Source organism: Umezawaea tangerina, assembly GCF_003002815.1.
Taxonomy (GTDB): domain Bacteria; phylum Actinomycetota; class Actinomycetes; order Mycobacteriales; family Pseudonocardiaceae; genus Umezawaea; species Umezawaea tangerina.
On record NZ_PVTF01000008.1, the window covers coordinates 112111 to 138686 of the forward strand.

Annotated in this window: 16 protein-coding genes; 5 read left to right on the top strand and 11 right to left on the bottom strand. The window is 73.6% G+C overall.

What is annotated here, in order from left to right:
* Together CLV43_RS26115 and CLV43_RS26120 are read left to right on the top strand one after the other, a co-directional pair.
* Window positions 1-1128 carry a DUF5938 domain-containing protein gene (locus CLV43_RS26115; RefSeq protein WP_106190000.1) on the top strand — a complete coding sequence of 376 codons (1128 nt, stop codon included), beginning with the start codon at window positions 1-3 and terminating at the stop codon, window positions 1126-1128.
* 1 nt (window position 1129) lies between these two features.
* Window positions 1130-2638, top strand: a complete 1509-nt coding sequence (locus CLV43_RS26120; protein ID WP_106190001.1) for an acyl-CoA synthetase — start codon at window positions 1130-1132, stop codon at window positions 2636-2638.
* 190 nt (window positions 2639-2828) lie between these two features.
* Here the strand turns inward: CLV43_RS26120 and CLV43_RS26125 are convergent, their stop codons facing one another.
* The 7 genes from CLV43_RS26125 to CLV43_RS26160 form a co-directional block, all read right to left on the bottom strand.
* The gene (locus tag CLV43_RS26125; protein WP_211304559.1) at window positions 2829-3401 is read right to left on the bottom strand and encodes a hypothetical protein; all 573 of its coding nucleotides are present in this window, start codon (window positions 3399-3401) and stop codon (window positions 2829-2831) included.
* An 838-nt stretch (window positions 3402-4239) separates the two neighbouring features.
* A complete protein-coding gene (locus CLV43_RS26135; RefSeq protein ID WP_106190003.1) occupies window positions 4240-5982 on the bottom strand; it encodes a hypothetical protein in 1743 nt (580 codons plus the stop codon).
* Window positions 5979-9464, bottom strand: coding sequence for a DUF5682 family protein (locus CLV43_RS26140; protein WP_106190004.1), 3486 nt, complete (start codon window positions 9462-9464; stop codon window positions 5979-5981). The genes CLV43_RS26135 and CLV43_RS26140 overlap by 4 nt, the downstream gene beginning before the upstream one ends.
* Before the next feature lie 287 nt (window positions 9465-9751).
* Complete coding sequence (locus tag CLV43_RS26145) at window positions 9752-10909, bottom strand: ATP-binding protein (RefSeq protein ID WP_106190006.1); 1158 nt, start codon at window positions 10907-10909, stop codon at window positions 9752-9754.
* A complete protein-coding gene (locus CLV43_RS26150) occupies window positions 10906-15753 on the bottom strand; it encodes a hypothetical protein (RefSeq protein WP_106190008.1) in 4848 nt (1615 codons plus the stop codon). Before CLV43_RS26150 ends, CLV43_RS26145 begins: the two co-directional genes overlap by 4 nt.
* Window positions 15750-16616, bottom strand: a complete 867-nt coding sequence (locus CLV43_RS26155; RefSeq protein ID WP_106190009.1) for a DUF4132 domain-containing protein — start codon at window positions 16614-16616, stop codon at window positions 15750-15752. Before CLV43_RS26155 ends, CLV43_RS26150 begins: the two co-directional genes overlap by 4 nt.
* Before the next feature lie 207 nt (window positions 16617-16823).
* The gene (locus tag CLV43_RS26160) at window positions 16824-18422 is read right to left on the bottom strand and encodes a peroxidase family protein (RefSeq protein WP_245886996.1); all 1599 of its coding nucleotides are present in this window, start codon (window positions 18420-18422) and stop codon (window positions 16824-16826) included.
* 247 nt (window positions 18423-18669) lie between these two features.
* Here CLV43_RS26160 and CLV43_RS26165 point away from each other — a divergent pair, with 247 nt between their 5' ends.
* Window positions 18670-19224 (top strand): TIGR03086 family metal-binding protein, encoded by a 555-nt coding sequence (locus CLV43_RS26165; protein WP_106190013.1) that lies wholly within the window; start codon window positions 18670-18672, stop codon window positions 19222-19224.
* A gap of 82 nt (window positions 19225-19306) precedes the next feature.
* Here CLV43_RS26165 and CLV43_RS26170 read toward each other — a convergent pair whose 3' ends face one another.
* From CLV43_RS26170 to CLV43_RS26180, 3 genes are all read right to left on the bottom strand, one after another.
* The gene (locus tag CLV43_RS26170; protein ID WP_106190015.1) at window positions 19307-20899 is read right to left on the bottom strand and encodes a beta-1,3-glucanase family protein; all 1593 of its coding nucleotides are present in this window, start codon (window positions 20897-20899) and stop codon (window positions 19307-19309) included.
* Between the two features lie 239 nt (window positions 20900-21138).
* Entirely contained in the window at window positions 21139-22230 is a 1092-nt protein-coding gene (locus CLV43_RS26175) for a DNA glycosylase AlkZ-like family protein (protein ID WP_106190016.1), read from the bottom strand.
* Complete coding sequence (locus CLV43_RS26180; protein WP_106190018.1) at window positions 22227-23096, bottom strand: helix-turn-helix transcriptional regulator; 870 nt, start codon at window positions 23094-23096, stop codon at window positions 22227-22229. Before CLV43_RS26180 ends, CLV43_RS26175 begins: the two co-directional genes overlap by 4 nt.
* 100 nt (window positions 23097-23196) lie before the next feature.
* Between CLV43_RS26180 and CLV43_RS48580 the strand changes: the two genes are divergently transcribed.
* Both CLV43_RS48580 and CLV43_RS48585 read left to right on the top strand, forming a co-directional pair.
* On the top strand, window positions 23197-24195 hold the full coding sequence (locus CLV43_RS48580; RefSeq protein ID WP_211304560.1) for an aldo/keto reductase: 999 nt from the start codon (window positions 23197-23199) through the stop codon (window positions 24193-24195).
* The gene (locus CLV43_RS48585; RefSeq protein ID WP_245887000.1) at window positions 24192-25142 is read left to right on the top strand and encodes an SDR family NAD(P)-dependent oxidoreductase; all 951 of its coding nucleotides are present in this window, start codon (window positions 24192-24194) and stop codon (window positions 25140-25142) included. The genes CLV43_RS48580 and CLV43_RS48585 overlap by 4 nt, the downstream gene beginning before the upstream one ends.
* On the opposite strand, the gene CLV43_RS26190 is transcribed toward CLV43_RS48585, so the two are convergent.
* Window positions 25117-26535, bottom strand: a complete 1419-nt coding sequence (locus CLV43_RS26190) for an FAD-dependent monooxygenase (RefSeq protein WP_106190020.1) — start codon at window positions 26533-26535, stop codon at window positions 25117-25119. The genes CLV43_RS48585 and CLV43_RS26190 overlap by 26 nt on opposite strands.
* Window positions 26536-26576: the final 41 nt, after the last annotated feature.

The following is a 26576-nucleotide window of genomic DNA, read 5'->3' on the forward strand; positions in this document are numbered from 1 at the left end:
ATGAGCTCCTCCACCAAGCCTGTCGTCGTCTACGGCGTGTCGGGTTACACCGGTCGGCTGATCTGCGAGTACCTCCGCGAGTACCACGTGCCGTTCATCGCCGCGGGCCGTGACGGCAAGAAGGTGCAGGAGGTCGTCGACCGCATCCCCGGCATCGAGACGGCGGACTACGAGGTCGTCGAGGTGAGCCACGACGTCGATGCGCTCACCTCGTTGTTCTCCGGCGCGTCCGTCGTCTGCAACACCGTCGGCCCGTTCATCAAGCTCGGCCCGGAGGCCGTGGAGGCCAGCCTCGCGGCGGGCTGCCACTACCTCGACACGACCGGCGAGCAGGACTGGGCGCTGGCGGCGAAGGAGAAGTGGGGCCAGGCGTTCGCCGACGCGGGGCTCCTGCTCTCGCCGGGTGTCGCGCAGATGTACACCACCGGCGAGATCGCCGCCAACATCGCGCTGGAGACCGTGCCCGGCCTGGACACGCTGGACATGCTGGTGCTGTGGAAGGGCTTCCCGACCTACGCCTCCACCCAGACGATCTTCACCATCCTCAAGGCCGACTGGTTCCACCTGCAGAACAACCAGTACGTGGCCTGGGACCACCGGGCGACCCGCGAGTGCGTCGTCCCCGGCCAGCACGGCACCGCGCTGACCGTCCCGTGGGGCGGCACGCTGCACCCGGTGTGGTTCAAGGACGACCCGCGCGTGGCGACGTGCCTGGTCACCGGCGGTGTCATGGACCGCGCGGTGATGGACGGCGTCGTCGCCACCACCGGCATGTTCGAGGAGCAGATCCGGCCGCTGGACCCGGAGGCGCAGGAGGCCGCGCTGTCCGACATCGCCGCCGGGCTCCAGGCCGACATGCCGCCCAGGGAGAACCCGCGCGTCAACACCTCCATCGACTCGGTGCACGCCACCGGGCCGCTGGGGCGGGTGCACGTGGCCATCCACGGCAACTCCAACTACAAGCAGACCGGTCTGCTCCAGGCGTTCGCCGCGTACTCGCTGCTCCAGCAGGCGCCGCGGCGCACCGGGTTCGCGTCGGCGTGCCAGGCGTTCGGCCACCGCGAGCTGCTCGGCGTGCTGCGCAACTTCGGCCTGGTCCTCAACCCCGTCGTGGAAGCGCACACCTGACATGTCCCTGACGGCCTACCTGGACAAGGGGGCGTCGCTCGGTCGTGACGCCCCCTGCCTGACGATGGACGGCGTGTCGCTCTCCTACGGCGACGTGCAGGACCTGTCGCACTCGGTCGCCCGCGCGCTGGCCCGCGCGGGCGTCCGGGCGGGCGACAAGGTGGGGATCCTGTCGGGCAACGACCCGAAAGCGTTCGCGTGCGTCTTCGGCGTCGCGCGCCGCGGGGCCGTGTGGTGCCCGATCAACCCGCGCAACGCGGCGGGGGAGAACCGGGAGCTGCTGGAGCTGTTCGACTGCGTCGCCCTCCTGCACGCCCCCGCCTACGCCGACCTCGTCGCCGAGATCGCCCCCACCCTGCCCCTGCTCACCACGGTGGTCCCGCTCGACGACCTGGACGCCTGGCTCACCGGCGACCCCGTCGACTACGACCCCTCACCGCCCGACGACACCGTCATGATCGTCGGTACCGGCGGCACCACCGGCAGGCCGAAGGGCGTGCAGCTGACCGACCGCAACCTCGAGACCATGACCGCCCTCACCCTCATGGCCTACCCGTTCGACCCGCGCCCGGTCTACCTCGCCATGGCCCCGCTCACCCACGCCGCGGGCGTGCTCTGCTTCCCGGTCATGGCCATGGGCGGCGAGGTCGTCGTCATGCCCGCCCCCGACCTCGGCTCGTTCCTCGACCTCGTCGAGCGGCACCGCGTCACCCACACGTTCCTGCCGCCGACCCTCGTCTACATGCTGCTGGCCCACGAACGACTGTCCACAACGGACCTGACGTCGCTGCGCTGCTTCTGGTACGGCGCCGCCCCCATGTCCCCGGCCAGGCTCGAACAGGCCCTCACCGCCATCGGCCCCGTCATGGCCCAGCTCTTCGGCCAGTCCGAAGCCCCCATGATGGTCTCCATGCTCGCCCCGGCCGACCACTTCCTCCCCGACGGCACCATCGCCCACACCCGCCTCGCCTCGGCGGGCCGCCCCGGCCCCCTCGTCACCGTCGCGATCATGGACGACGAGGGCACCCTGCTCCCCACCGGCTCCCGCGGCGAGATCGTCGTCCGCGGCTCCCTGGTCATGCGCGGCTACTACAAGAACGCGGCGGCCACCGAGGAAGCCTCCAGGTTCGGCTGGCACCACACCGGCGACATCGGCTACCTCGACGACGACGGCTACCTCTACGTGGTCGACCGCGCCAAGGACATGATCATCACCGGCGGCTTCAACGTCTACTCCGCCGAGGTGGAACAGGCCCTCATGGCCCACCCCTCCGTACGCGACTGCGGCGTGGTCGGCCTCCCCGACGAGAAGTGGGGCGAACGCGTAGTAGCGGTGGTCCAACCCCACCCCGACACCACCGCCGACCCCGAAGAGCTCGCGGCCTTCGTCAAACAACGCATCGGCAGCGTCAAGACCCCCAAGCAAATCCACATCTGGCCCGACCTCCCCCGCTCGACCGTGGGGAAGGTCCTCAAAACCGCCATCAAATCGACACTCCGGTCCGGCTGATCCCCCTCACCGGACCCCACCACCGCGTCGCCGACCGGTCCACCCCCACCCGGACCGGTCGGCGACCGGGCCCCACGCGAACACCGGCGGTTTCGTGCGGGCACGACACGGGCTGCTGCCGCGCTGCCGGACGACCTCGATCTGCTCGACCCCACCACCCGCGGGGCTCGGGGCCGCTGACTCCGGCCTCTCAGGTGCCCGAGGTGAAGAACCGGCGCAGGTGCTCGGCGATGACCGCGGGGTTGCCGCCTTGGGTCTGAGGGCCGCCGTGGTTGACGCCGGGGACGTCGACGCGAGTCGCCCGCGGCAGCACGTCCTCCAAGGCGTCCAGGGTTCCGGTGAACAGCTCCGGGGCGCCCACGCCGCACAGCAGCAGGACCTCGGCGGTCACGTTCCGGTAGTCGGCGATGGTGCCCTCACTGGCTTCCACCACGGCCAACTCCTGTTCCCACGCCACGATCAAGTCGCTTAGCGGGACGTCGTCACCCTTGGCCAGGTGGGCATCGGCCCACAGCAACGCCCGGTTGACGGCCGGCCGCGTCATGATCCTCCCCATCAGGCGGTACGGCGCTGAAACGGCTCGTGCCCGCGGGTCCGAGCCCTGCGCGTCCCTGGCGAGGCTTGCCATGGCTCCGCCGACGTCCCCGTCGGCGAGCAGGCGTCGCCCCCGGCTGATCACCGCTGTGAACTCCTCCAGGCCCGGTTGGCCGACGAACAGGACCGGCTCGAACACGGCGACCTTGCTGATCGCGGGTGTCGACATGGCGCCGTGCAGCGCGAACAACCCGCCGTCGGCGACCCCGAAGACGTACCGCGCGCCGGTGGCCGTGACGATCGCGTCGAGCCGCGGCCACGTCGGTCGGGGAGGTGAACGGTGAACTGGTCGGCCAACGCGGCGCCCAGTTCCATGTAGTGCTGCGAGGACAGGGCGCTGCCATCGTTTCGACCTGCTCGCGGCTGAGCGCGGTGACGCTGCCGTCGGGGAGTCCGAGGATGCGGTCGACGGCCAGGGCGTGAAGCCTGAACCTCGTGGCGAGAACGTCGATCGCGTGCTCTCGGGCCGACTCGTCGGCGGCGTCGACCAGCTGCAACAGGGTCACCTTGATGCGCGCGGCCAGAGCGTGGACCATGTCGGCGACGCCCTCGGGGTCGAACGTGTCGAACGCCCCCTGCGCCACACCCTCGGAGATCAACCGCGTGAGCACCGGCCGAAGCAGGCCCTCTTCGAGTGTGACGATTCGTTCGTACAGGTGGGCGTTCTCAGGCCTCAACAGCGATACCGCGGCGGCCAGCCGCTCGGGCGTTCCTGTCGCCATCTTGACGTCGAAACCGGCTTGCAGCAGTGCGTTCAACCGATCCAGCGCGTCACCCCGGCATCGGGTCGCGGCGGCTTCCACGGCGGCGAACTGGTCGCGCGCACTGCGGTCGGCCAGAGCGGCTATCAGCGCGTCCTTCGACGGGAACCAATCGTCGGGGCGTCAACGGGATGGCGTCCACGGTCAAGACCGGGATGTCCTGACGTGACCTGCCGGAACGGCACGTGCCGTGGAGGACGGCCTGTGCCGGTTCCGGCGGTGGTCGTGCGACGACACCCCACCGCGTCAGGAGTGCTGAGCCCCCACAGCCTCCAACCACCCCCGCCTCGACACCCCCCTCCTGAACTCCCGCACGTGCACCCCCGCCCTCAACCACGCCACCGGGAACGCATCCCCCGCATCCCTGACCACCCTCCCGAACACATCCCTCTCCCGATCCCTCGACGTCCCCGCCAAATCCGCCAGTAGACCCGCCGTCGTCACCAACCCCATCCGCCCCAGAGCCGTCACGTCCCGAGAAGCCGACGACACCGCCGCCACAGCCCTCCCGCCCAACGCCACCCGGTGCACCACGTTCTCCAGCGGCCTCAACGGCTCCGGTACCCCATCGTCCCCTTCGGACCGAGGCGGCAACTCCCGAAGTCCGTCACTCACGTGCGACCGCTGAACCTGGTCCAACGCCAGGTCCACGTGGTGACGCAGCTCGGACGGCAACGCCAACTCGGCGCTGGACACCGCCAGGGCCGACACGACCCCCGGCCGGTCCGGTACCAACCGCCCGACCACCCGAAGACCAAGCCCGGCGGCTCCGGCCAACACCCTCAGGTTCTCCCGAACCCGCTGGTCCCCGACAAGATCCACGTGCGCCTCACCCAGGGACAGCCGCAACGCCGCACCGGCCGCCCCGACCACCGTTCCCTCCAGGAACAGCAGATCCTCCCCGGCAGGCCGATGCCCCACGGGCCGCGTGTCCGCGTGGAACGCCCGCGCCACCTGCTCGGCCAACGGCTGCTCCCACAAGCCCGCCAACGGCGCCGCGTCCCACCCCGCGCCGGAGGCGGCGACCGCCCGCACGGCCTTCCCCGCCCCGAGCCGCCGATCCGGTGATCCGGTCCCGCCCGACAACAACATGCCCGCCCGCCCCAGCTCCCGCTGGGTCAGCCCGGACTCGCCGATGGCCACCGCACCTCCCGCGGCCGCCGTCACCCGCTCGGCTCCACCGGGCATGATCGCCGGCACCGTCCACAACAGACCGGTCTCGTCCACGAGGTGCGTCACCACCCCGCTGTACCCGGACGACGCCACCACGACCTCGGTGCACAACCCGTACAACCGCAACGCCCCGACGGGGGAGTACTCCCGCCGAGCCGTCCCGCGCAGCTCGGCCGAGACCGTGCCGCCACGCAGGTCGTGGCACAGCAGCATCAGGTCGACCAGCTCACCCGTCAGAACCTCGCGGTCGAACGAGGAGTCCCCGGCCCGCGCCGCCGCCAACGCCGCGGCGATCCTCAGCCCACCAGCGGAAGCGCGGTGCAACCCCGCCACCCTGGCCACGTGCACCGCCCGCAGCAGTTCGGCCCGCACCACCGCCCCGCTACCGGCGGCCCCGGACCGGAGCACCGTCGCACACGCCTCCCACAACGCCCCCGCCGCTGCCCGCTCGTCCTCGCGCGCCTCGGCGACCTCGACCGGCTCCTCCGCGACCGCCTCCACGACCTCGGAAGCGGCCGCGGCGGGGGCGACCACGTCGGCGACCTCGGCCGCCGCGACAGCCACCCCGCGGTGCAGGCACCTGGGCGCCAGCAGGCAACTGCACACCAGGTCCTCGGCGGCGGCGAGCACCCCGCCGCTCAACGTCCACGTCAGCGACGTGTCGGCGTCGAGCTCCGCCCGAGCCGTGTCGCCGTCGACGACGACGTCCCACGTCCCCGCCCGGTCCAACGACGCGTCGACCCGCTTGCGCAGCCGCGGCGGGAGGTCGTCGAGCACGTCGGCCAGGACCGCGGGCGCCACCGGTGGCGGGGTCATCCGCGCACCTTCTCCCCGACCCAGCGCGCGAGCGCTTGCGGGCTGAGCGCGGCCACCGGCATCCCGGCCGCCACCAGCGCTCCCGCCACCGACGTGGAGTACCGCGCGACCCCGCTGTCGTCGAGGCTCGCGCACCCCAGCACCGTCACGCCGGACGTCACGAGCTCCCGGACCTGCCCGACGAGGGCGCCCACCGGGCCGCCCTCCTCGAAGTCGCTCACCAACACCACCATCGTCCTCTCCGGCACGGTCACCATCGAGCGGGCGTGCCGCAGCGCGCCCGCGATGTGCGTGCCGCCTCCGACCCGCACCTCCAGCAGCAGCGACAGCGGGTCCGCCACCCGGTCGGTCAAGTCGACGACCTCGGTGGAGAACGCCAGGAAGTGCGTCGACAGCGACGGCACCCCGGCGAACACCGCGGCGGTGAGCGCGGACCACACCGTGGACGCCTCCATCGAGCCCGACACGTCCACCACGAGCACCAGCCGCCAGTCCATGGACTTGCGGCCGCGGGTGCGGAACACCGGCCGCTCCGGCACCACCAGCACCCGGCCGTTCGCGTCCCGGCGCGCGGTCGCGAGGTTCGCCCGCAACGTGCGGGGCAGGTCGAGCTTCCCGCCGGGCCGACGGGTGGGCACCGGCAGCTGCATCCCGGTCAGCGCGGGCCGGACCCGCGTGGCCAGCTGCGCCGTCAGCTCGCGCACCAGCCGGGCGACCAGCGGTCGCAGCCGGGCCAGCGACGACTCCGACAGACCGCCCGCCAACGACAGGACGTTGCGCAGCAGCTCCACCGACGGCCGCACCGAGCCGGGGTCGATCTCGAGCGCGGCCTCCAGGCGCCCGCCCTCGGCGGCGGCCGCCAGGACCTCTTCGCGGACGTGGTCGCCGAACAGCTCCCGCAGCTCGTCCGACCACTCGCGCACGTCGGGGAACGGGGAGGACCGGTCGGCGCCGAGGTCGCCGCGCTCGGCGCCCTCGCCGCGGTCGCGCCCGTACAGCTCGTCCAGCGCGGCGGCGTACCGACCGGCCCCCGCGGGGCGTTCACCCCGTGCTCCGAGCACCAGCCGCCAGCGGATCGCGGCGGGAAGCTCGTTCCCCACCACGGGTTTCGCGTCCGCGGTGGACTCGGGTTCGGCGGTCGGAGCAGGTGCCTCGTAGGCGGGGCGGTCCAGGCCGTGGGCGCGCAGCGCTTCCGCGGCCGCGTGCTCCGCGTCCAGCCAGACCGCGAGCAGCTCGGGGTCGGGCAGGTGGGCGCCGTCGACCCGGTCGCCCGTGCGCTGCTCGACCACCGCGAGCACCCGTGCCCGCGCCGCCGGGCCGACGGAGGTGAACGCGCCGCGCAGCGCGGGAAGGCGGTCGAGGAAAGCCCGGTCGGCCAGCTCCTCCACCCGGTCCAGCAGCGGCGACAGCGCCTCCGGCGTCTCCAGCAGCGGGGCCGCGGCGGCCAGCACGCCGGTGAGGCCGCGGCGCAGCACGTCCCGTCGTTCGGGGGTGGTGGCGCTGTCGAGCCAGGACGCGACCCGTTCGCCCAGCGCGGCGGGCGGGGTGAGGCCGAGCAGGACCTGGGCGGCACCCGCCGCACCGGCGATCAACGGCGCGGCGGTGTCGCCCAGCCGCCGCAGGGTCGCGGTCAGCCGCAGCCCGGTGCCGTGCTTGTCGTGGCGCTGCCCCAGTTCCACCAGCGCGTGCGCGTCGGCCGGGTCCTCCGACCCGGCCAGGCCGTCGAGCTGGGCCACGGCCGCGGTGTCCAGGTCCGGTGCCAGCCGCGGGTGCGCGTCCAGGACGTCACCGGGGGTGCCGGGCAGGTGTCCGGCCTTCAGCCGGTCGAGCAGGTCGAGGCAGGCCAGCAGCTCCGGCAGCGTCGCGGCCGAGGGCAGGACGGTCGCGGCGTCCGACAGCACGTCGCCCACGAGGTCCGGCAGGCCGCACGCGGCGGCGTCGGTCAGGTCGGCCAGCACGTCGCCGGGGGTCTGACCGCCCTTCAGCTCGCGGTCGGCGCGGCGGGCGCGCAGGCGGCCCGAGGCGGCCAGCGGCAGGGTCGAGCCCCACAGCCCGGCGACCGGCAGGGTGGCCGCGGTCGACGGGGTCCACGTCGCGGTCCAGCGGGTGGTGAGCGCGTCCCCACCGCCGACGCCGGTCGTGGCGGTCGGCTCGGCGTAGGTGACGCCCAGGACGGACAGCCTGCGCAGCGCGACCTCGCGGCGCGCGTCCAGCGCGGAGCGCAACGGGTCCAGCCGCAGCACCGCCGGTTCACGGGTGCCGGGACCGGGCAGGCGGAGCTCCGCCAGCTGCGCCTCCACCGCGGGCGCCAGCCCGGAGCGGGGTGTGCCGGGTGCCAGCAGCCCGGTGCGGTGGCCGACCAGCACATCACCCGCGGCACGGGCCACGACCCGGCCCCGTCCCAGCGGTTCGGCGTGGGTCAGCACGGTCTGCACCGCCTCGACGACCTCGCTGCGGCCGGGCGCGGGCAGCCCGCGCAGCCGGGCCAGGTCGACCGCCAGCCGCAACGCCTCCCGCGCCTCACCGGGACCGGCCGGATGCCCCAGTTCCCGCACCCGCACGCAGATCCGCACGATCACCGACGCGGCGGCGGCCTCCACGGCGACCGGGTCGCCCGCCGCCTCCAGCACCGCCTGCTGCCACTCCGGGTCGCGGATGCCCGCCGGGTAGCCGGACCGCTCGTCCAGCAGCGAGAACCCGTACGGCACCAACGAGGTCACCGCCTCCGGCCCGCTCGGCTCCGCCTCCACCGCGTCCCCTTCGGGGCCGCGCAGCAGGGCGGCGGCGTGGAACGAGCCGACCACCGCCGCGCAGCGCCGACCACCCACGAGCGACACCGCCCGCCGCATCCACGCCTCACGCCGCAGGTCGAACCCGTCGACCCCGGTGCCGTCCGCCCCCGCGGCGTCGCTGCGCATCGCCCAGCCCACCATCAACGCCGCCCGCCGCACCGCCTCGGCGCTCTGACCGGGTGCCGCCGCCTCCACCAGCCGATCCCACAGGTCGTCCCCGTCCCGCCCCGTGGTGGCCCGGCGCAACGCGTCGGTCAACGGCGACGGCCCCCGCTCCGACCCCGTGTGCCCTTCGCCGCGCAGTGCCAGCGGCAGGTCGCACGGCCGCACCTCCACCCCGTTGCGGTGCGCCCACCGGACCGCCGCCAGCTCGGGCGAGAAGTCCGCGAACGGGTAGAACGCCAGACTCCCGCCGTCGCGCGCCGCCCCGGACAACGCCACCGGCGCCGTCAGCCCCGGATCGGCCAGGTGCGGCAACCACCGACCGAGCTCCTCGGGCAGCTCGACCAGCAACACCTCGGGCTCGGCGGCCGCCAGCAGGTCGGGCATCGCCGCGGCCAGCGCGGGGGAGTGGTGCCGCACCCCGATCAGGTGCGGCACGTCGTGCGCCGCCAAGCGCTCCAGCACGGCGGACTGGTCGGTGTGCAAGGGGTCTTCCTGCGCGGCGTCGGTGGGTGAGGTGGTCGTCATGCGCCCACCTCGCTCGTGCTCGGGGTTCCGCATCGCCGGCGAACAAGGTTCGTGGAAACCACGAGTGTCGTGTGGACACCCGGCGTTCGCGGCGGTGTCCGGTCGTGGTGGCCAGGAACCGCGGACGCGTTGGTGGGCAAGGAAGTCGCGCGTCCACCTCGCCGGTGGGCGGGTGGTGCGGGGGTGGTGGTTCGGGGGATCACGTGGGGGCCTCGGGCTCGGTGGTGCGTGGACGGCGGGTGGGGTGCGGGGGTGCCGTGGTCGTCGGGCCGCGGCACCCCCGCGCCTCAGTCGTCCAGGACGTCGCGGAGCTCCCACATGCGGCGCCAGGTGCGGGAGCCGGATTCGGCTCGGCGGCGGACGGCGCCGTCCCAGTAGCCGAGCAGCCTGGCCGCGTCGCCGGGGTCGTCCTTGCGGACGACGCCGAGCAGGTGGCCGGGCAGCAGGGAGAGCGGGTCGCGGTCGCCGGGGAAGTAGGTGCCCGCCAACCCGAGCGACGTGGCGACCGACACCGCCTCGGCGGTGCTCATGACCGTGGACGGGCGTTCGACGGCCCAGCCCTCCTCGGACACGCCGTTGCGCAGGTCGCGGAACGCGGTGACCAGCGCCTCCAGCACGACGTCGTCGACGGCGAACGGCGCCTTCACCCGGTCGAGCGCCGCACTGGCCTGCCTGCGGACCAGGGCGATCTCCGAGGCGAGGTCGCCGATCGGGCCGACGGACTCGAAGTTGAACCGGCGCTTGAGGGCCGCCGACATCTCCGACACACCCCGGTCGCGCAGGTTCGCCGTGGCGATCACGGTGAAACCGGGCGCGGCGTGCACGGTGGCGCCGTCGGTGCCCGACAGCTCGGGCACGGCGATCCGCCGGTCCGACAGGATCGACACCAGCGCGTCCTGCACCTCCGGCAGGCAGCGGGTGACCTCCTCGACCCGCACCACACCGCCGGTGCGCATCGCGGTGAACACCGGCGAGGGCACCAGCGCCCGCGGGCTCGGCCCCTCGGCGAGCAGCAGCGCGTAGTTCCAGCCGTAGCGCAGCTGGTCCTCCGTCGTGCCCGCGGTGCCCTGCACCACCAGCTGGCTGCTGCCCGACACGGCGGCGGCCAGCAGCTCCGACAGCATCGACTTCGCGGTACCCGGCTCGCCGACGAGCAGCAGGCCGCGCTCCCCGGCCAGGGTGATCACCGACCGCTCCACCAGCGCCCGCTCGCCGACGAACTTCGGACTGATCACCAGCCGGGACGGCACGCCGTCGGCCGCCACGCCCTTGGGCAGCGCCAGCGCGTCACCGCCGCTGCCGGTCACGTACGTGACGACGGCGCGCGGGGTGAGCCGCCAGCCCGGCGGCCGGGGGCCGTCGTCGTAGGCCGCCAGGAACGCCAGTTCCTCGCGGTGGGCGTCCTCGGCGGGGTCGACCTGCCTCGGGGCGGTGCTCGCGGTCACCTGCGTCCTCCGGTCTTGAGCTCTTCGTAGGCGGGGGTGTCGCCGTCCACCACGCGCTGCCAGGCGCGGGCGAACAGGGAGGCGACCGGCTCGTGGGGCGCGATGACACCCCACGCGCGGTCGGTGAAGCCGAACATCGGGGCCTTCCACGACTCCAGCGGCAGGTGCGGCGAGCCGAGGGCCAGCCATCCGCCGGGCAGGAAGAGCGACCGCCCCGCCCTGGCGCGCTTGGCCGTCAGCACCAGGTCCGTCGCGGCCAGCGCGGCCCGCGCCTTCTTGAGCCGCGCGGGCTTCCACCCGGTCCACCGCGCCACGTTCGCGTCGGTCGGGTCGGGCAGCGCCAGCAGCTGCAGGTACAGCGCGGCGGCGTCCTCGTCGAGCCCGAGCTTCCCCGCGGCCTCCGCCACCAGGTGCGGGACCGACACCGTCGGGTCCTGGTAGTAGGTCGCCGGGTCGACGCCCTCGGGCGCGGTCACGGCGCACGCGGCGGCCAGCCCCTCGTCGGCCAGGACGTCCAGGTTGCGCAGCAGGCGCTGGGTGTAGGTGCTCTCGGTGACCGCTACCAGCAGGTCGCGGTCCTGCGGGGTGAGCAGGCCGGGCGCCACGAACAGCTTGCAGTGGTAGTCGTTGACGCCGACCACGGTCAGCCACGGGCGGTGCCGCACGACCGAGCCCGGTGCGGGCGGCTCGATGCCGAGCAGCTTGCTGGTGTCCTCCAGCGAGACCCACGAGCCGACCTCGACGACGAAACCGGGGTGCGCGACCCGTTGCCGGGCCAGCGCCAGCGCCTCCGGCAGCCGCGCCCGCAGCGGTGAGCCCACGGTGAGCCGCTGCGCCAGCCACGGCAGCACCTGGGCCACGACGTCCACGGTGTGGCTGGTGAACCCGTTGCCGTTCTTGGACTTCAGCGAGCCCTCCTCCAGCCGGGCGTCGCAGTCGACGGTGAGCCACGACGTGCTGTCCGGGTTGACGACACCGGTCACGTACTCGCCGGTGTGCGACAGCGTCAGCCTCTTCGCCGCGTCCACCAGCACGTCGTCCGGCACCGGCGAGCGGTGCCCGTGCTCGGCGGTCCACACGGCGGCGACGGCCTCGACGTCCGGACCGGTGGTCCACAGCTCGACCGGGTCGGCGGGCACGGCCGCGGCGAGCAGGCGGCGGCGGTAGCCGTCGTCCAGCCGCTTGAGCCGCTCCTTGCCCGCCTTGGCGCTGCCCGCGGACAGGCCGAGCAGGTGCCGTTCGGCGGTGCTGAGGTAGTTCGCGTCCCAGCGGTCGACGCCGGGCATGCCCGCCAGCAGCACCGTCGCCTCGCCGCTGCCCAGGCCGGTGCGCTCGACCAGCGCGGGCACCGCCTCCGGGCGCCACGGCGCGGGACCGCGCTCGGCGAGCACGTCGAGGAACCGGGTGATCCGCTCGCGCCCGAACGGCAGGCTCACGTCCTCCGACGTCTCCAGCACCCAGCCGCGCGGGGTGTCGAAGCTGCCGGGGGTGCGGGTGAACTGGACCCCGTCGTAGCGGTGGCCGCTGTTGTGCCGCCAGTTCTCCTCGAACACGGCGATGAACCCGCCGGCGACCGGGACGACGCGGTCCTTCGGGTCGGCCGCGCCCTTGGGGAGCACGAACCCGACCGTGCGCCAGTGCCCGTCGCCCTCGGCCATGCCGCTGTCGGCCAGGTGGCGCAGCAGCATCACCAGCGCCTCGCGGTGCTCGTCGGAGGTCAGCGGTGACGCGGCCCGGTGCGCGAGCGCGCCGAGAGCGGGCAGGAACTCGAACCAGTCCGAGCAGGTCGTCTCCGGCAGCGCCCGGCCCTCGGCCTTGGGCAGTGCCGCGGTCTGGGCCAACGCGGTGACGAGCTCGGGCAGGGTGGTCGGGGTGGAGCCGTGGTCGCTGCTGGACCGGTAGCCGCCGAACCAGCCGAGCGCGGTGTTGAGCTGCCCCTCGGTCACCGCGGGCCCGGAGGGCACGAGCGAGGCGAGGTCGACGGCCCGAGCCGCCGCGGCGATCGGGGCGTAGCCGCGGAAGGTCCGCAGCTGCTTGGCCGCGCGGCGGACCACGTCGAGCACACCGGCGAGCAGGCCGGGGTGGGTCAGGCCGGGCAGGGCGTTCGCGACGGTGCGGGCGAGGTCGTCGCGGTCGCCGCGGACCAACGAGGTGAGCCGGTCGCGCAGGGACGGCTTCGACTCCTTGCCGTCCTCCTCCAGCTCCGCCAGCGCCGCGGCGAGCATCTTCTCCACGGCGGAGGTGCTCACCGCGCGCAGGGCGGCCGACCCGGCCTCGTCGCGCGGCCTGAGCAGGTGCCACCAGTCCAGCGGCACCACGAGCGGCGTGCCGGCGGCGTAGGACGAGTGGGCCTCCCTGGTGGACACGCTGCCCATGAGCGTGCCCTCCTGGTCGAGCAGCGCCAGCGTCTGGTACTCGCTGGCCAGGACGAGCTCGCCGCCGCCGGGCAGCCGGAGCACGCCCACGGGCTGGCGACGGCCGCGGCGCAGCCGCACGCGACGGCCGTCGACGCCCTCGCCGAGCCAGGACCCGTCGGCCTCGGTGCGCACTCGCCAGCCGTGCAGGCCGTCGGCGACACCGAGCGGACTGCTCCGGGTGGACTGGTCCGCGGGACGCAGGTCGCAGTCGGTCAGCGCCAGGGTGGTGCCGTCCGCGGCGAAGTCCTCGAGGAACCTCGGCAGGCTGGCGCGGCCGATCTCGCCGGTGGCCGGGTCGACCTCGAACCAGCGCCACTTCTGGTCGTGGTGCACGACCGTCCACACGGTCGTGCCGTCGCCGACCGCCTTGAGGCGCCCCGGCACCTGGGTGTCGCCGCGGTGCACGGCCCGACGGCCCGCGAACCGGGCCCCGTCGGGCAGCGCGATGGACGGGGTCGGCGTGTCGTTGCCGTAGGACGGGCTGGAGGTGGAGCGCGCGAAGATCTGGTCGGGCGCGTCGCTCCAGTAGCCCAGCTCGGCGTCGTCGCTGTGCCAGCGGACCAGCAGCACCCCGTCGTACCAGTGCGCGGTCGGGCGGAACGCCCAGCGGTGGCGGGCGTCGGCGGGGATCCGGGAGACGTGCTCGGCGAGGATCCCGTCCGGGCCGACGACGACGAACGTCTCGCCGCGGCGCAGCACGAGCGCGGGCCAGCCCTCGCCGCAGATCACCACGCCCTCGTCCTTGGGCGCGCCGACCGCGGCCAGCCTGGTCAGCGCCTCCTCCAGCGCGGGCCAGCCGAGCTCGTCGACCAGGCCGGTGCGCAGCGTCCTGCGCAACGCGGTGGCGACGTCGGTCGAGGCCAGCGACTCGGCGGCCTCGGGCACGTCCGCGAACGCCTCGGGCACCCGCAGCACGGCCAGCGCGGTGATGTGCCGGTCGAGGTCCGGCAGGCCGGTGGCCGCGACCCTGCCCGCGCGGGTGGTGAGCCAGCCGCGCACCGCGGCGCGCAGACCGGGCACGGCCATCGCGCCGGACAGCACGTCGATGCTCGCCAGGTCGTTGCGGGCGGTGGACCGGGCGTGCACGACGAAGCCCTCGCCCAGGGCGAAGGAGAACTGCCCGGACGCGCCGAGCGCTGCCAGGTCGCGGCGGCCGGGGTTCTCGTCGGACAGCCACCCGGACACGTCGAGCTGCATGTCGTTCCGCTCGACCGGGGCCAGCGGCACGCCGCGGGTGGCGAACAGGTCCAGCAGGTCCAGCTCGCCCTGGCGCCAGCCGCGCAGCACGCGGACCGGGACGCCGTCGGCGACCAGCCGGTCCGCCATCGCGTCGACCAGCTCCAGCAGCGCCTGCGAACGACCGGTCGTGCGCCAGCCGCTGGAGCGCACGGTGATGACCGAGGACAGCCACTCGGCGGGGGAGACGGCCACCTCGCCTGCGGGCTCGACGAGCGCCCTCGTGGCGCCGCAGCCCGTCAGGATGTCCAGCCACGTGTCGAGCGCGGCCGCCGCCGCGGGCACGAACGCCAGCAGCTGGCCGCGCACCTCGGCGTCCGCGGTCGCCACGGCCACCAGCGAGTCGCGGTAGGACTTCCAGAAGCCGATGCCCGCGCGGCTGATCGCGGAGCTGTCCAGCACCGCGCGCAGCAGGCGCTCGTCCTCGGCGCGCAGGTCGCGCTTCGCGGCCTTCGCCAGCCGCCGCAGGTCCTCCGGCATCCCGGTGTAGGGCGGCAGGCCGCCGCGGGTCCGCTCGACGCACAGGGTGAGGAACAGCTCGTAGGCGCCGTCGGGCTCGTGCTTGCGGGCCAGGCCCTTCGCGTGCGCCGACAGGGCCTTGGCCGTCAGCGCCCCGGCGAAGGCGAACTCCAAGAACACCTCGCGGGTGCGCTCGGGGTCGACGGCGAGGTCGTGCACCTCCTCCGCCTCGCGCGCCTTGCCGAACATGCTGGCGGCGTAGGTGGGGTTGCCGTGCTCCAGGAAGATCCGGCCCGCCTGCTCGTAGAACGTGGGCAGGAAGTGCGGCGCGGACCGGCCGAGCATGGCGCCCAGCGAGGTGAAGCCGTCCTTGGCGGCACCCGCGCGCGACCGGGCGGTGCGGGCCAGCCGCTCGACGTCCTTGACCAGGTTGAGCGCGTGGTGGGCGTTGGCCGGGTCGTTCACCAGGGCCCAGGCGGGGAAGCCGAGCGCGCTGCGCCGCCCGGTGCCGACCCCGGTCGTCCGCCCTGGGGCCTCGAACCCGAGGAACTCGCAGGTCAGGTCCTCGGCGCGGCCGAGGACGGCGGGCACCAGCCGGACCACGACGCGGTCGTCGAGGCCGGGGTGGGTGTAGTGGCGGGCGGTGATCGTGTCGCGGTCCTCGCCCACGGCGTCCGTGCCGGGCAGGACCGCCCCGACGGCGATCATGGCCTCGGTCGTGCTCTTGCTCATGGGGCTACCACCGCTTCCTCGACGACGCGACCGGCGTGGACCGCCGCGGCCATGCGCATTCCCTCGGACCACGCGACCGGTCCGACGTCGGACAGCGCCAGCGGGGTTCCGTTCTCCAGCACCCAGCGCAGGTCGCCGGTCCAGGTCTCGCCCTCGGGGTAGTCCGAGCCGATCCAGTAGCGGGCCTCCACGACCCGGCCGTCCTCGAACGCCGAGTACACCGCGTCACCGCCGCGCACCGGGTAGCCGAGCGTGCGGCACCGGCCGAGCGCGTGGTTCAGCTGCTCGAACTTGCCCCCGGAGTAGTCGGGGACGGTGGTGCGCCCGGCCGGGAACTCCTCGGGGCGCGCGAAGGTCTGCCGGAACAGCTGCTGCGCCTTCTGCTCGACGCCCAGCTCCGCGCCGAACTCGCGCAGCTCCTCCAGGTCCTCCAGCAGCACCGGGTGCGGGATCGACACGACCTCCGGCCGCAGCCGCCGGGTGTCGCCGTCGAGGGTGACCACGCCGAGGCCCTTCTCCGGGTCGGCGTCGCGCAGGAACCCGGTCTCCGGACCGCTCCCGTCCTGCGCCGTCACGACCAGGTCGCGCAGCACGGCGGCCCAGGCGGCGTCCGCCCACACCTCGGCGAGCAGCGCGGTGGGCACGGGCAGCGAGCGCACCATCCACCCGTCGACCGCGGCCAGGCACTCCGCCTCGTGGCGCGCGAGCCACTCGGAGAGCTGGCGCAGCTGCACCACCTGGGGATCGTCCTTGATGGACGCGGGCGTCGAGGAGAGCAGCTTTCCCTTGCCGTTGCGGCACTGGACGCGACCGTTCTCCCCGAGCCGCACCTGGTACCCGGACGAGGCGTCGAGCCAGCCCACGGTTCCTCCTGCGATTAGGTCTTCACGATGTCGGGCGAGACGTTAGCGACGGGCACCGACAAAAACGGATCGGTCGACGTCATCGCAACCTCGGCGTGATCGTGGCGGAGGTCCGAAGCGGACGGTCGGGGCGGCGGGGAACGGGTGCCGGTACGCGGCGCGGCCCCGACCCGGAGGGGGTCGGGGCCGCGCGGTCGTGCCCGGCTGTCAGTCGCCCAGCGGGTTGAGGAGGTCGGCCTTGCCCTCGAAGGCGAACAGCAGCAGGTCGGTCATCCGGAACGTCTCCGGGTCCGGCCCGAGCGAGGGCCGCCACGCCGGCGAGCGGACGATGGACGTGCGGCTGCCCTCGACGGCCCGGTGGAACACCTCGGCGGTGATCCGGCCGCCGACCGGGCCCAGCAGGCCGCCGTTGAGCTCGGCCTCCCGCAGGACGTAGAACCACAGCGGCGTCGCGGCGACCACCGAGTCCCGCTGCTCGTCGGTCAACGAGCCCAGGTCGGCCCCGCCCGAGCCGAGCAGGACCTGCTCCTCGGTCAGCGGCTCGACGCAGAACAGCTCCGCCATCTGCTGCCCGCTGGCCAGCCGGACCATGCTCGCCCTCGTCAGGTTGCGGAAGGCCAGGTTCCGCTCGATCTCGTCGAACGTCGTGCCCCGCCCGCCGAAGGTGCCCGCGGGCAGCTGGGTCAGCGGGTCGACCAGCAGCGAGTCGATCCGCTTGGTGACGTTGCCGCCACCGGCCGCGACGGGCGGCGCGAGGTCCGGCCGGTCCGCCTCGGCGAAGTCGTAGAGCCTGCGGAAGTCCGCGACCCAGTTCGTCGGGAGCGTGTCGACCGTCCCCGAGTCCGGGTCGTCCAGGACGGGGACCGCGGACCCCGGCTGGAAGTTGCCGCTGACGCCGGTGAAGGTGAACAGCGCCAGCAGCGGGGCGATGCGACCGGGACCGGTGCTGTTGAACACCCGGTTCCACTGGTACTCGTCGCGGATCATGCTGTGCCCGAGGCGGTAGGCGGCCACCGAGAACTCGATCGGCATCGTCGGCCGGTTCGCGTGGTCGCGGGCCTCGAAGAACCGGCGGCCGTTGGTGAACACGTCCTCCACGATCGCCGGGTCCACCACCCTGGGCAGGAAGTCCGTCCGCAGCATCCACTGGTAGTGCCTGGTGACGTGCTGGCGGGCGGCGGCGAACAGCCGCCGCCCGGAGAGCCCCTTGAGCGCGAGCTCCTCGACCACCCGGTTGTGGAACCGGATGAACGCCAGGTGCGTCTGCGCGACGGCGAGGTTCTCGTCGTTGCGCGGGTCCGGGATCAGTGGCAGCCGCCGGTCCGCGGCCGTGCCCCCGGTGCCGCCCCGGCGCGGCAGGTCGAACCCGTCCAGCTCGACGTTGACCCGCTCGTCCGGGAACGTCGTCGCCGAGGTCTTGCCCACCTTCAGCGAGACCCCGTCCTCGGCGTAGAACACCCGGTCCTGCGGGTCGTCCGGACCCCGTCCGTAGACGGAGTCCAGGTCGAGCGCCGGGGACCGGCCCTGCAGCAGCTCACCGAGATTCACGTCGTCGCCGAGCTGCGCCTCGGTCCGGTCCATGGTCAGGTCGTGGTCGACGAACTGGCCGAGGTAGGTGAACCCGGCCGGGACGGCCGAGTCGGCTTGCGGCACCTTGGCGGTGAGAGCGGTGGCCAGGGCGGTCCTGACCTCCTGGTCGGTCCTGGTGCCCTTCGGGCCGAGGCGGGAGAAGCGGAACCGCCGCAGCTCCTCCACCGTCAAGGGCTGTCGGGTGGTCGGTTCCCCGTCGGCGTCCAGCTCGAGCACGCCCTCACCGACCACGAAGAAGCTATCACGCGCGTGTTTTCCCACGTAGACCCCCCGGTCCTGGGTCCGGCGACTGCGCCGGTCGCGGCGGCGCACCCCCTGTGCGCCGCCCGCACTGGTCCAGAGGGGGCGGGACGGCCGTGGATACGCCGGAGCCGGGGTCTTCGGGAGGTCGGGCGGCGGATCCCGCGCGGGTGGGTCATCATGTCGCACGACCGGCACCACGGGCAGCGGGAGGACGGACGACATGGTCAGCGCGGCAGAGGAGCACCGGCGGATCGCGGGCGCGTTCACCGAGCGGGTCCGCGGCGTCGCGCCGGGTGACTGGGAGAACAAGGCGCCGTGCGAGGGGTGGGTCGCGCGCGACGTGGTCCGGCACCTGGTCGAGTGGTTCCCCGCGTTCCTGAAGTCCGGCGCGGGCGTCGACCTGCCGAAGGGGCCGTCGGTCGACGAGGACCCGGTGGCCGCGTGGACGACGCACAGCGACGGCGTGCAGGCGCTGCTGGACGACCCGGCCACGGCGGACAGGCTGCTGAGCAACCCCAACACCGGCGAGCTCCCGCTCGACCGGGCGGTCGCGATGTTCTACACCAGCGACGTCTTCATGCACACGTGGGACCTGGCGCGCGCCACCGGCCAGGACGAGCGGCTCGACCAGGCCAAGTGCGCGGAGCTGCTGGAGGGCATGGTCCCGATGGACGAGGTGCTGCGCGGCAGCGGGCACTACGGGCCCAAGGTCGAGGTGCCCGCCGACGCCGACCCGCAGACGCGGATGCTCGCGTTCATCGGCCGCACCCCCTGAGACGGGCTTCGGGGCGGGGTCCGAAGACCCCGCCCCGAAGGACTTCCCGCGTGCGTCCCGACCGCGGCGTCAGGTCACCGCGCTAGGCGCGGTGCCACTTCTGGTTCGCCGTGCCGCCGCACTCCCACGTCTGGAGCACGGCGTCGTTGTTCGGGTTCCAGTCCGCGATGTCGACGCACTTGTTGGCCTGCGGGTTCACCAGGTCGCCCGCGCCGCTGAGCACCCACTGCTGGGCGGGGTTGCCGCTGCACGTGGCGATCTGGACCGCCGCGCCGTTCGCGGTCGAGCCCCACGCCACGTCCATGCACTTGTTGTTCTCCGTGCGCAGCGTGCCGTCGACGAACTGCCACTTCTGGTTCGTGCCGCCCGTGCAGTTCCACACGATGAGGCGCTGGCCGTCGTTGAAGTTCCAGTTCGGCACGTCGATGCACTTGCCGTGCCAGTCGCTCACGATGCTGTTGCCGGTGGGCGGCGGGTTGCCGCCGCCACCCGCGCCGAACGGCGTGAGCGTGATGCCCGCGGACCGCGGGTCGCCGTCGTGCACCAGGGACTCCTGGGCCTGCACGTCGTCGAACGCGAACCCGTAGGCCTTACCGTCCACCATGTTCTGGTGGATGATCCGCGAGTAGTGGTCGGTCAGCGAACCCTGGTAGAAGTCCGAGGGACCACCACCGGGCTGCGTGTCGATCCGGCCGAGGGTGGAGCGGTGCAGCGCCGCGCACAGGGTGCGGGCGATGGGGCCGACCACCTGGTCGTTCGGAGCGGCCAGGTTGCCGTCGCAGCCCCACACGTTCGCCGTGGAGGGCTTCTGGAACGACGCCACCTGCTGGCCCGACGTGTTGGTGAAGTTCATCGTGCTGCCGGACGTGCGACCGAAGTACTTGATGTTGGGCTGGTCGCCGAACGGGACCACGGTGAGCGTCTTGCTCGCGTAGGCGCCCCACGCCTGGTCGATGTAGGGCTGGAGGTAGTTCGCGTCCATCAGGCCCGCGCCCGCCGCCTTGCCGGGGGCGAGGACCCTCAGGACGGTGCCGTCGGACCGGGTCACCACGGAGTTGCCCCAGCCCGAGGCCTGGCGGACGGCGTTGATCACGTTCTCGCGGCCGTTGTTCACCAGGTTGCCGGTGCGCGTGGTGGCACCGCTCGCACCGGTCACGCTGACCTCGTGCGGGACGGCGAACTGGTCCACCTGGGAGCTGTTGAGCCAGAGCCCCGCGTCGTTGTAGGTGAACTCGCTCCAGTCGAACAGGATGTTCTTGTTCTGGTCACCCGCCCACGGCGCGGGCTGGACGAGACCGTCGGGCGTGAGGAAGAGCTTCAGCTTGTCGCCGAAGGTCATGTAGATCCGGCCCGAGATGAAGCGCGGCACCCGCACGGTGACGCTGCCGCCACCGCCGGGTCCCGCGATGGAGACGTCCGGTGCCGGTGACGGCGGGTTGGTGCCGCCCGACCACGGGGTGAAGCCGCCGCCCTGGTTGACGTACCCGAGCCGTCCGTTGCGGATGTCGGTGCCCAGGACGTACAGGTACACCGCCTCCGCGCGGCCGCTGTTGTTCGTGACGGTGATCGGCAGCAGGTCGGGACCGGTGGCCGCCGCCGGTCTGGTGACGGTGGCGACGGACGTCGCCACCAGGAGCGCGGTGAGCGCGCTCAACCACTTCGTTCTGGTGCGCAAGGAGTGCTCCTCGGTTCCGCAGGCAGGGTCTCGTCGTCCCGTGGAGCGGAGGGACTCCACGGGGGACGCGGAAAGGGCGTGCGCAGCGACCGACGGACGCCGCGGCCCGTCGGTGGGAGCGCTTCCATAGAGTGATGGCGGGTTCTTGCCGTGTCAAGTGGACGTTGTCCCGCGGGTACCCCTAGTGCGAAAGGGAATCCGGGCGCCGTTCGGGCCTTCCGGGAGGGCTGTTCGGGCCGTCAGGCGGGAAGCACGAGGTCGAGTTCCAGCCAGCGGGCCAAGTCCTCGATCTCCGCGCGCACCGCCGCGGTGGTGGCGCGGTCGAACGGCACGTCCTCGTGGACCGCGTCGACCCGCAGCACCCCGCCCTTGCGGTCGGCCGTGGCGTCGAGCTTGCCCACCAGCGCGTCGCCGTGCAGTACCGGCAGCGCGAAGTACCCCCACCGGCGCTTGGCGGCGGGCTTGTACATCTCCAGCTGGTAGTCGAACCCGAACAGCTCCACGGCGCGCTTGCGGTCGTGCACCAGCCGGTCGAACGGCGACAGCAGCGCTGCCCGACCGGAGAACGGTTGGCCCAGCAGGGCCGGGTCGACCCGCCAGGTGCCCCTCACGCCCTCCACCACCGCCTGCTCGCCCGCCTCGGCGACGTCCGCGGGCTCGACGGGGAGCGCGGTGGTCCTCGCGCGGGCGATGCCCAGCGCCCGCAGCCGCCGCTCGTCGCGGACCCGCTTCGCCTCGTCGCGGGGGAGTGCCGGATCGGCGGGGTAGACGCGGTCGGCCAGGTCCCACAGCCGGTCGCCGCCCCTGCGCCCGGCGACCGCGACCTCGCCGCACAGCACCAGGTACTCCAGCATCTGCGTGATGTTGCGGTTGTTGGTCCACCCCGTCGACCGCCACGGCACCGCGCAGGTGTCCGGGAGGTCGCGCGAGGGCAGCGGCCCCGACGAGCGGAGCCGGTCGAGGACGTCGCGGCGGCAGGCGTCGTTGGCCCGCAGCCACTCACGGCCCCGCGTGCCCGGTTCGGCACCCTCCCAGTGCGCCATGTCCGCCCGGTACAGCACCAGGTCCTCCGCGGGCCGGATCATCGCCCGCAGCTCCACCAGCCGCCGGTCCGCGAGCGCTGTGGCCAGGTCGGTCGTGGCGTACGCCGAGCCGAGGCGGCTCCAGGACACGAGGTGGGCGTTCGGCGCGACCGCGGCGATCGGGTCGACCTGGAGCAGGGTCAGCCCGCGCACCACGTCGAGCAGCCCGGTGGGCCGCCGGGCGTCCAGGAGCTGGGCGCGCACTGCGACGCGGCGGGCGTCGAGGCGGGAGAGGTGGTGGACGGTCACGACCCGAGGTTATGGGACGGGTCCTCGCCGCCGACCACCTCCCGCCCCCAGCTCGCCAGCATCGGCAGCAGCCTGGCCGTGGGCGAGTCGGGTTCGGCGGTGTAGACGACGAGCACCTGGTCGGGATCCTGCGGCGAGGCCACGACCTCGATGTCGAAGCACAGGTCGCCGCCGACGGGGTGCCGGATCCGCTTGGCGGCCGAGGTGTACTCCAGGACCCGGTGGTCGTCCCACCAGCGGGACACGTCGGGGTCGGCGGCGCGCAGCTCGTCGATCAGCTCGGTCAGCCTGCCGTCCTGCGGCCTGCGGGCGGCCTCCCGGCGCAGCGTGGCGACGGTGGCCGCGGCGAACACCTCCCAGTTGACGATCCGCTCGCGCGCCACCGGGTCCAGGAACAGGAAGCGGACCAGCGACGCCCCCGGCCGCAGGTCGTGGAGCACCGTCGTGAGCAACGAGTTGGTGGCCAGCACCTCGCCGCGCTGCCCGAGCAGCATGACCGGCAGGTGGTCCATCGCGACCATCAGCCGCAGCAGTCCTGGATCGGCGCGCTGCACCGGGACCACCTTCGTCGCGCGCCGCCGCGCGGTGGGCTCGGCCAGGTCGACCAGGTGGGCGTGCTCGACCTCGGTCAGCCGCAGCGCCCTGGCCAGCCCGTCGAGCACGGCGGTCGACACGTTCGGCTGACGTCCCTGCTCCAGGCGGCTGTAGTAGTCGGGGCTCAGCCCGGCGAGCAGAGCGAGCTCCTCGCGCCGCAGCCCCGGCACCCGCCGCGGTCCGGGGAACGGGGCGATGCCCGCCTGCGCGGGCGTGAGGCTGTCCCGCCGCGAGCGCAGGAAGGCACCCAGCGCGGCTCTGTCCTGTGGCACGCCTCCACCGTACGAGGTGCCCGTCGACGCTGCCTGGTCATGCCGTGCCCAGGTTCATCCCGGCCAGGCGGGACGCGTCGTCCGGGCGCAGGGTGGTCCCATGAAGACACGAACTCTGGGTGCGCAGGGCCTGACCGTCTCGGCCCTCGGCCTGGGCACGATGGGCATGACCATGGCCTACGGGCCCGGTGGCGACCCCGCCGACAGCATCGCCACCATCCGCCGGGCGCACGAGCTGGGCGTCACGTTCATCGACACCGCCGAGCTGTACGGCATGGGCACCGGCAGCAACGAGAAGATCGTCGGCGAGGCCGTGGAGGGCTTCCGCGACGAGGTCGTGCTGGCCACGAAGTTCGGCTTCGACCTGACCCGCCCGGAAGCGGTCGGCATCGCCCTGGACAGCAGGCCCGAGCACATCCGCGAGGTGGCCGAGAACAGCCTGCGCCACCTGCGGACCGACCACATCGACGTGCTCTACCAGCACCGGGTCGACCCGGCCGTGCCGATCGAGGACGTGGCCGGAGCCGTCGGCGAGCTGGTCGAGGCGGGCAAGGTGCGCTACTTCGGGCTCTCGGAGGCGGGGCCGGAGACGATCCGCCGGGCGCACGCGGTGTTCCCGGTGTCGGTGCTGCAGACCGAGTACTCGGTGTTCGAACGCGAGGTCGAGGACGAGGTGCTGCCCGTGGTCCGCGAGCTCGGCATCGGGTTCGTGCCGTACTCGCCGCTGGGTCGCGGCTTCCTCACGTCGGCGGTCAAGCCGGGCGCGGAGTACCCCGAGGACGACATGCGCCGCACCGACGCCCGCTGGCAGGGCGACAACTACACGGCCAACGTCGCCGCGATCGCCCGGCTCACCGAGCTGGCGCGGGAGAAGGGCGCGACCGTGACGCAGCTGGCGCTGGCGTGGCTGCTGGCCCAGGACGAGCACGTCGTGCCCATCCCCGGCACCCGCAGCACGACCAGGCTCGCCGAGAACGCCGCCGCGGCCGACCTCGTGCTGACCGCCGCCGACCTGGCACGGGTGCGCGAGATCCTGCCGCACGGCGCCTACGGCGACCGCTACCCGGCGGTGCTGCGCGACGCGTGGGCCAGCGCGTGACCACGACCGCCTTCGGCGCCACCAGCACGGCCTCCGAGGTCGTCGAGGGCGTCGACCTGGCCGGGCGCGCGGTCGTCGTGACCGGCGCCGCGTCCGGGATCGGCGTCGAGACGGCTCGCGCGCTCGCGCTTACCGGCGCGGACGTGACGCTGGCGGTGCGCGACGTGGCCGCGGGCGGGCGGGTCGCCGCGGACATCACCGCCACCACCGGCAACCGGGGCGTCCGGGCGGCCGCGCTCGACCTGGCGGACATCGCCTCGGTCGAGGCGTTCACCCGTGCCTGGCGGGGACCGCTGCACGTGCTGGTGAACAACGCGGGAGTGATGTTCACCCCGGAGTCGTACACGGCTGCGGGGTGGGAGCTCCAGTTCGCCACCAACCACATGGGCCACTTCGCCCTCGCGCTCGGCCTGCACCCCGCGCTGGCCGCCGACGGGTCGGCGCGGGTCGTCTCGGTCAGCTCCAGCGGGCACGCGAGCTCGCCGGTGGTGTTCGACGACCTGTTCTTCGACCGCCGCCCCTACGACCCCGGTCTGGCCTACGGGCAGTCGAAGACGGCGAACGTCCTGTTCTCCGTGGAGGCGACCCGCCGGTGGGCGGCCGACGGGATCACCTCCAACGCCCTCATGCCCGGCGGGATCTGGACGAACCTCCAGCGCCACTGGGACCCGGCGGTGCTGGCGGCCACCAAGGCCCGCGTGGCCGAGGCGGGGATGGTGCCGAAGACAGCGGAGCAGGGCGCGGCCACCTCGGTGCTGCTGGCCACCTCGCCCGCGCTGGCGGGTGTCGGCGGGCGGTACTTCGAGGACTGCCACGAGGCCGAGGTGGTGGCCGAGGTGGTCGACGGCGTGCACGGGGTCCTGGAGCACGCGCTGGACCCGGTGGCCGCGACCAGGCTCTGGGAGGTGTCGCTGGAGCTGCTCAGAACGTCGTCCCCAGGGCGGTGAGCCCGGCGAGGACGTCGGCCTCGGTGTCCGCCTCGTCGGCGGCCCACCACACGTGCCCGTCGGGGCGCACGACCACCGCGCCCGGTCCGCCCGCCGTCTCGAAGCCGAGCCGCGCGGCGAGGTCGGCGGCCTCCTCCAGGTCGGTCAGCAGCACGGGGCGGCCGCGGTGCAGGTGCTCGGCCGCAGCCGGGAAGCGCTTGCCCACCAACGGGTGCGTGCCGGGGTAGGCGACGTCGAGGCCGGACAGCTTGTCGGCGAGCGCCCGGTTCAGCTGGGGCACCGAGCCGACGAGGTCGTTCACCAGCTTGCGGAGCTCGCGCTGCTCGGGCGTGGCGGCGCCGATCAGGGCGGTCTGCGCGAGCGTGTGCTCGGCGAGCTCGAGCCCGACGGGGTGGCGCTCGTCGTGGTAGCTGTCCAGCAGGCCGGGCGCTGCGCGGCCCTGCACCTGCGCGGCGAGCTTCCAGCCCAGGTTCATGGCGTCCTGCACGCCGACGTTCAGCCCGACGCCGCCCGCGGGGAAGTGCATGTGGGCGGCGTCGCCCGCCAGCAGCACCCGGCCCTTCCGGTAGGTGGCGGCGATCCGGGTGGTGTTGCCGAACCGGCTCAGCCAGCCGGGGTCGCGCATGCCGAAGTCGCTGCCCGCGACCCTGGTCGTCGTGGCGCGCAGGTCCTCGAAGGTGAACCCGTCGTCGCGGCCCTGCCGCACCGAGTCGAGACCGGCGATCCGGAACCGGCCGCCGCCCAGCGGCACCGTGATCAGCGCGCCGTCGGTGTTGTGGGCGCTGATCACCGGCGGCACCGGCGGGTCGTCCAGCACGACCTCGCCGACGTAGCCGAACGTCGTCGCGTCCGAGCCGGGGAAGTCGACGCCCGCCGCCTTGCGCACGGTGCTGCCCGCCCCGTCGGCCCCCACGACGTACCGCGCGGTGAGCGCGTACGGGCCGTCGGGGCCGTCCAGCTCGACGGTCACCGCCGAGTCGTCCTGGGTCAGCCCCGTCACGCCGTGGCCGCGCAGGATCCGCACGCCGAGGTCCAGCGCGCGCCGCTCGAAGAGCTGCTCGGTGCGCAGCTGCGGGATCGACAGCAGGAACGGGTAGGGGGTGTCGAGCTCGCGCAGGTCCAGCCGGTTGTCCAGCATCCCGAAGTGCCAGGTGGGCACCCGGCCGCCCTCGGCGAGGAACTCCTTCTCCACGCCGCGCATCGCCAGCACCTCGACCGTGCGCGGGTGCACGCCCATGGCCTTGGAGTGCGGGCTGCGCTCGACCGCGCGTTCCACGACCAGCGTCGGCACGCCCGCCAGCGCCAGCTCCGCGGCCACCCACAGGCCCACCGGACCGGCGCCCACGACCAGGACCTGCTCCGTCTCATTTGATTGGGTGCTCTCTAGATTCATATTAACGACCGTACTCCGAATTTGGACGGGCCGTACCATCG

What these genes read in the sequence shown, in the direction of transcription:
- CLV43_RS26115 (WP_106190000.1), top strand. Translation starts at nt 1, where the DNA reads ATGAGCTCCTCCACCAAGCCTGTCGTCGTCTACGGCGTGTCGGGTTAC.
- CLV43_RS26120 (WP_106190001.1), top strand. Translation starts at nt 1,130, where the DNA reads ATGTCCCTGACGGCCTACCTGGACAAGGGGGCGTCGCTCGGTCGTGAC.
- CLV43_RS26125 (WP_211304559.1), bottom strand. Translation starts at nt 3,401, where the DNA reads ATGTCGACACCCGCGATCAGCAAGGTCGCCGTGTTCGAGCCGGTCCTG.
- CLV43_RS26135 (WP_106190003.1), bottom strand. Translation starts at nt 5,982, where the DNA reads ATGACCCCGCCACCGGTGGCGCCCGCGGTCCTGGCCGACGTGCTCGAC.
- CLV43_RS26140 (WP_106190004.1), bottom strand. Translation starts at nt 9,464, where the DNA reads ATGACGACCACCTCACCCACCGACGCCGCGCAGGAAGACCCCTTGCAC.
- CLV43_RS26150 (WP_106190008.1), bottom strand. Translation starts at nt 15,753, where the DNA reads ATGAGCAAGAGCACGACCGAGGCCATGATCGCCGTCGGGGCGGTCCTG.
- CLV43_RS26165 (WP_106190013.1), top strand. Translation starts at nt 18,670, where the DNA reads ATGGTCAGCGCGGCAGAGGAGCACCGGCGGATCGCGGGCGCGTTCACC.
- CLV43_RS48580 (WP_211304560.1), top strand. Translation starts at nt 23,197, where the DNA reads ATGAAGACACGAACTCTGGGTGCGCAGGGCCTGACCGTCTCGGCCCTC.
- CLV43_RS26190 (WP_106190020.1), bottom strand. Translation starts at nt 26,535, where the DNA reads ATGAATCTAGAGAGCACCCAATCAAATGAGACGGAGCAGGTCCTGGTC.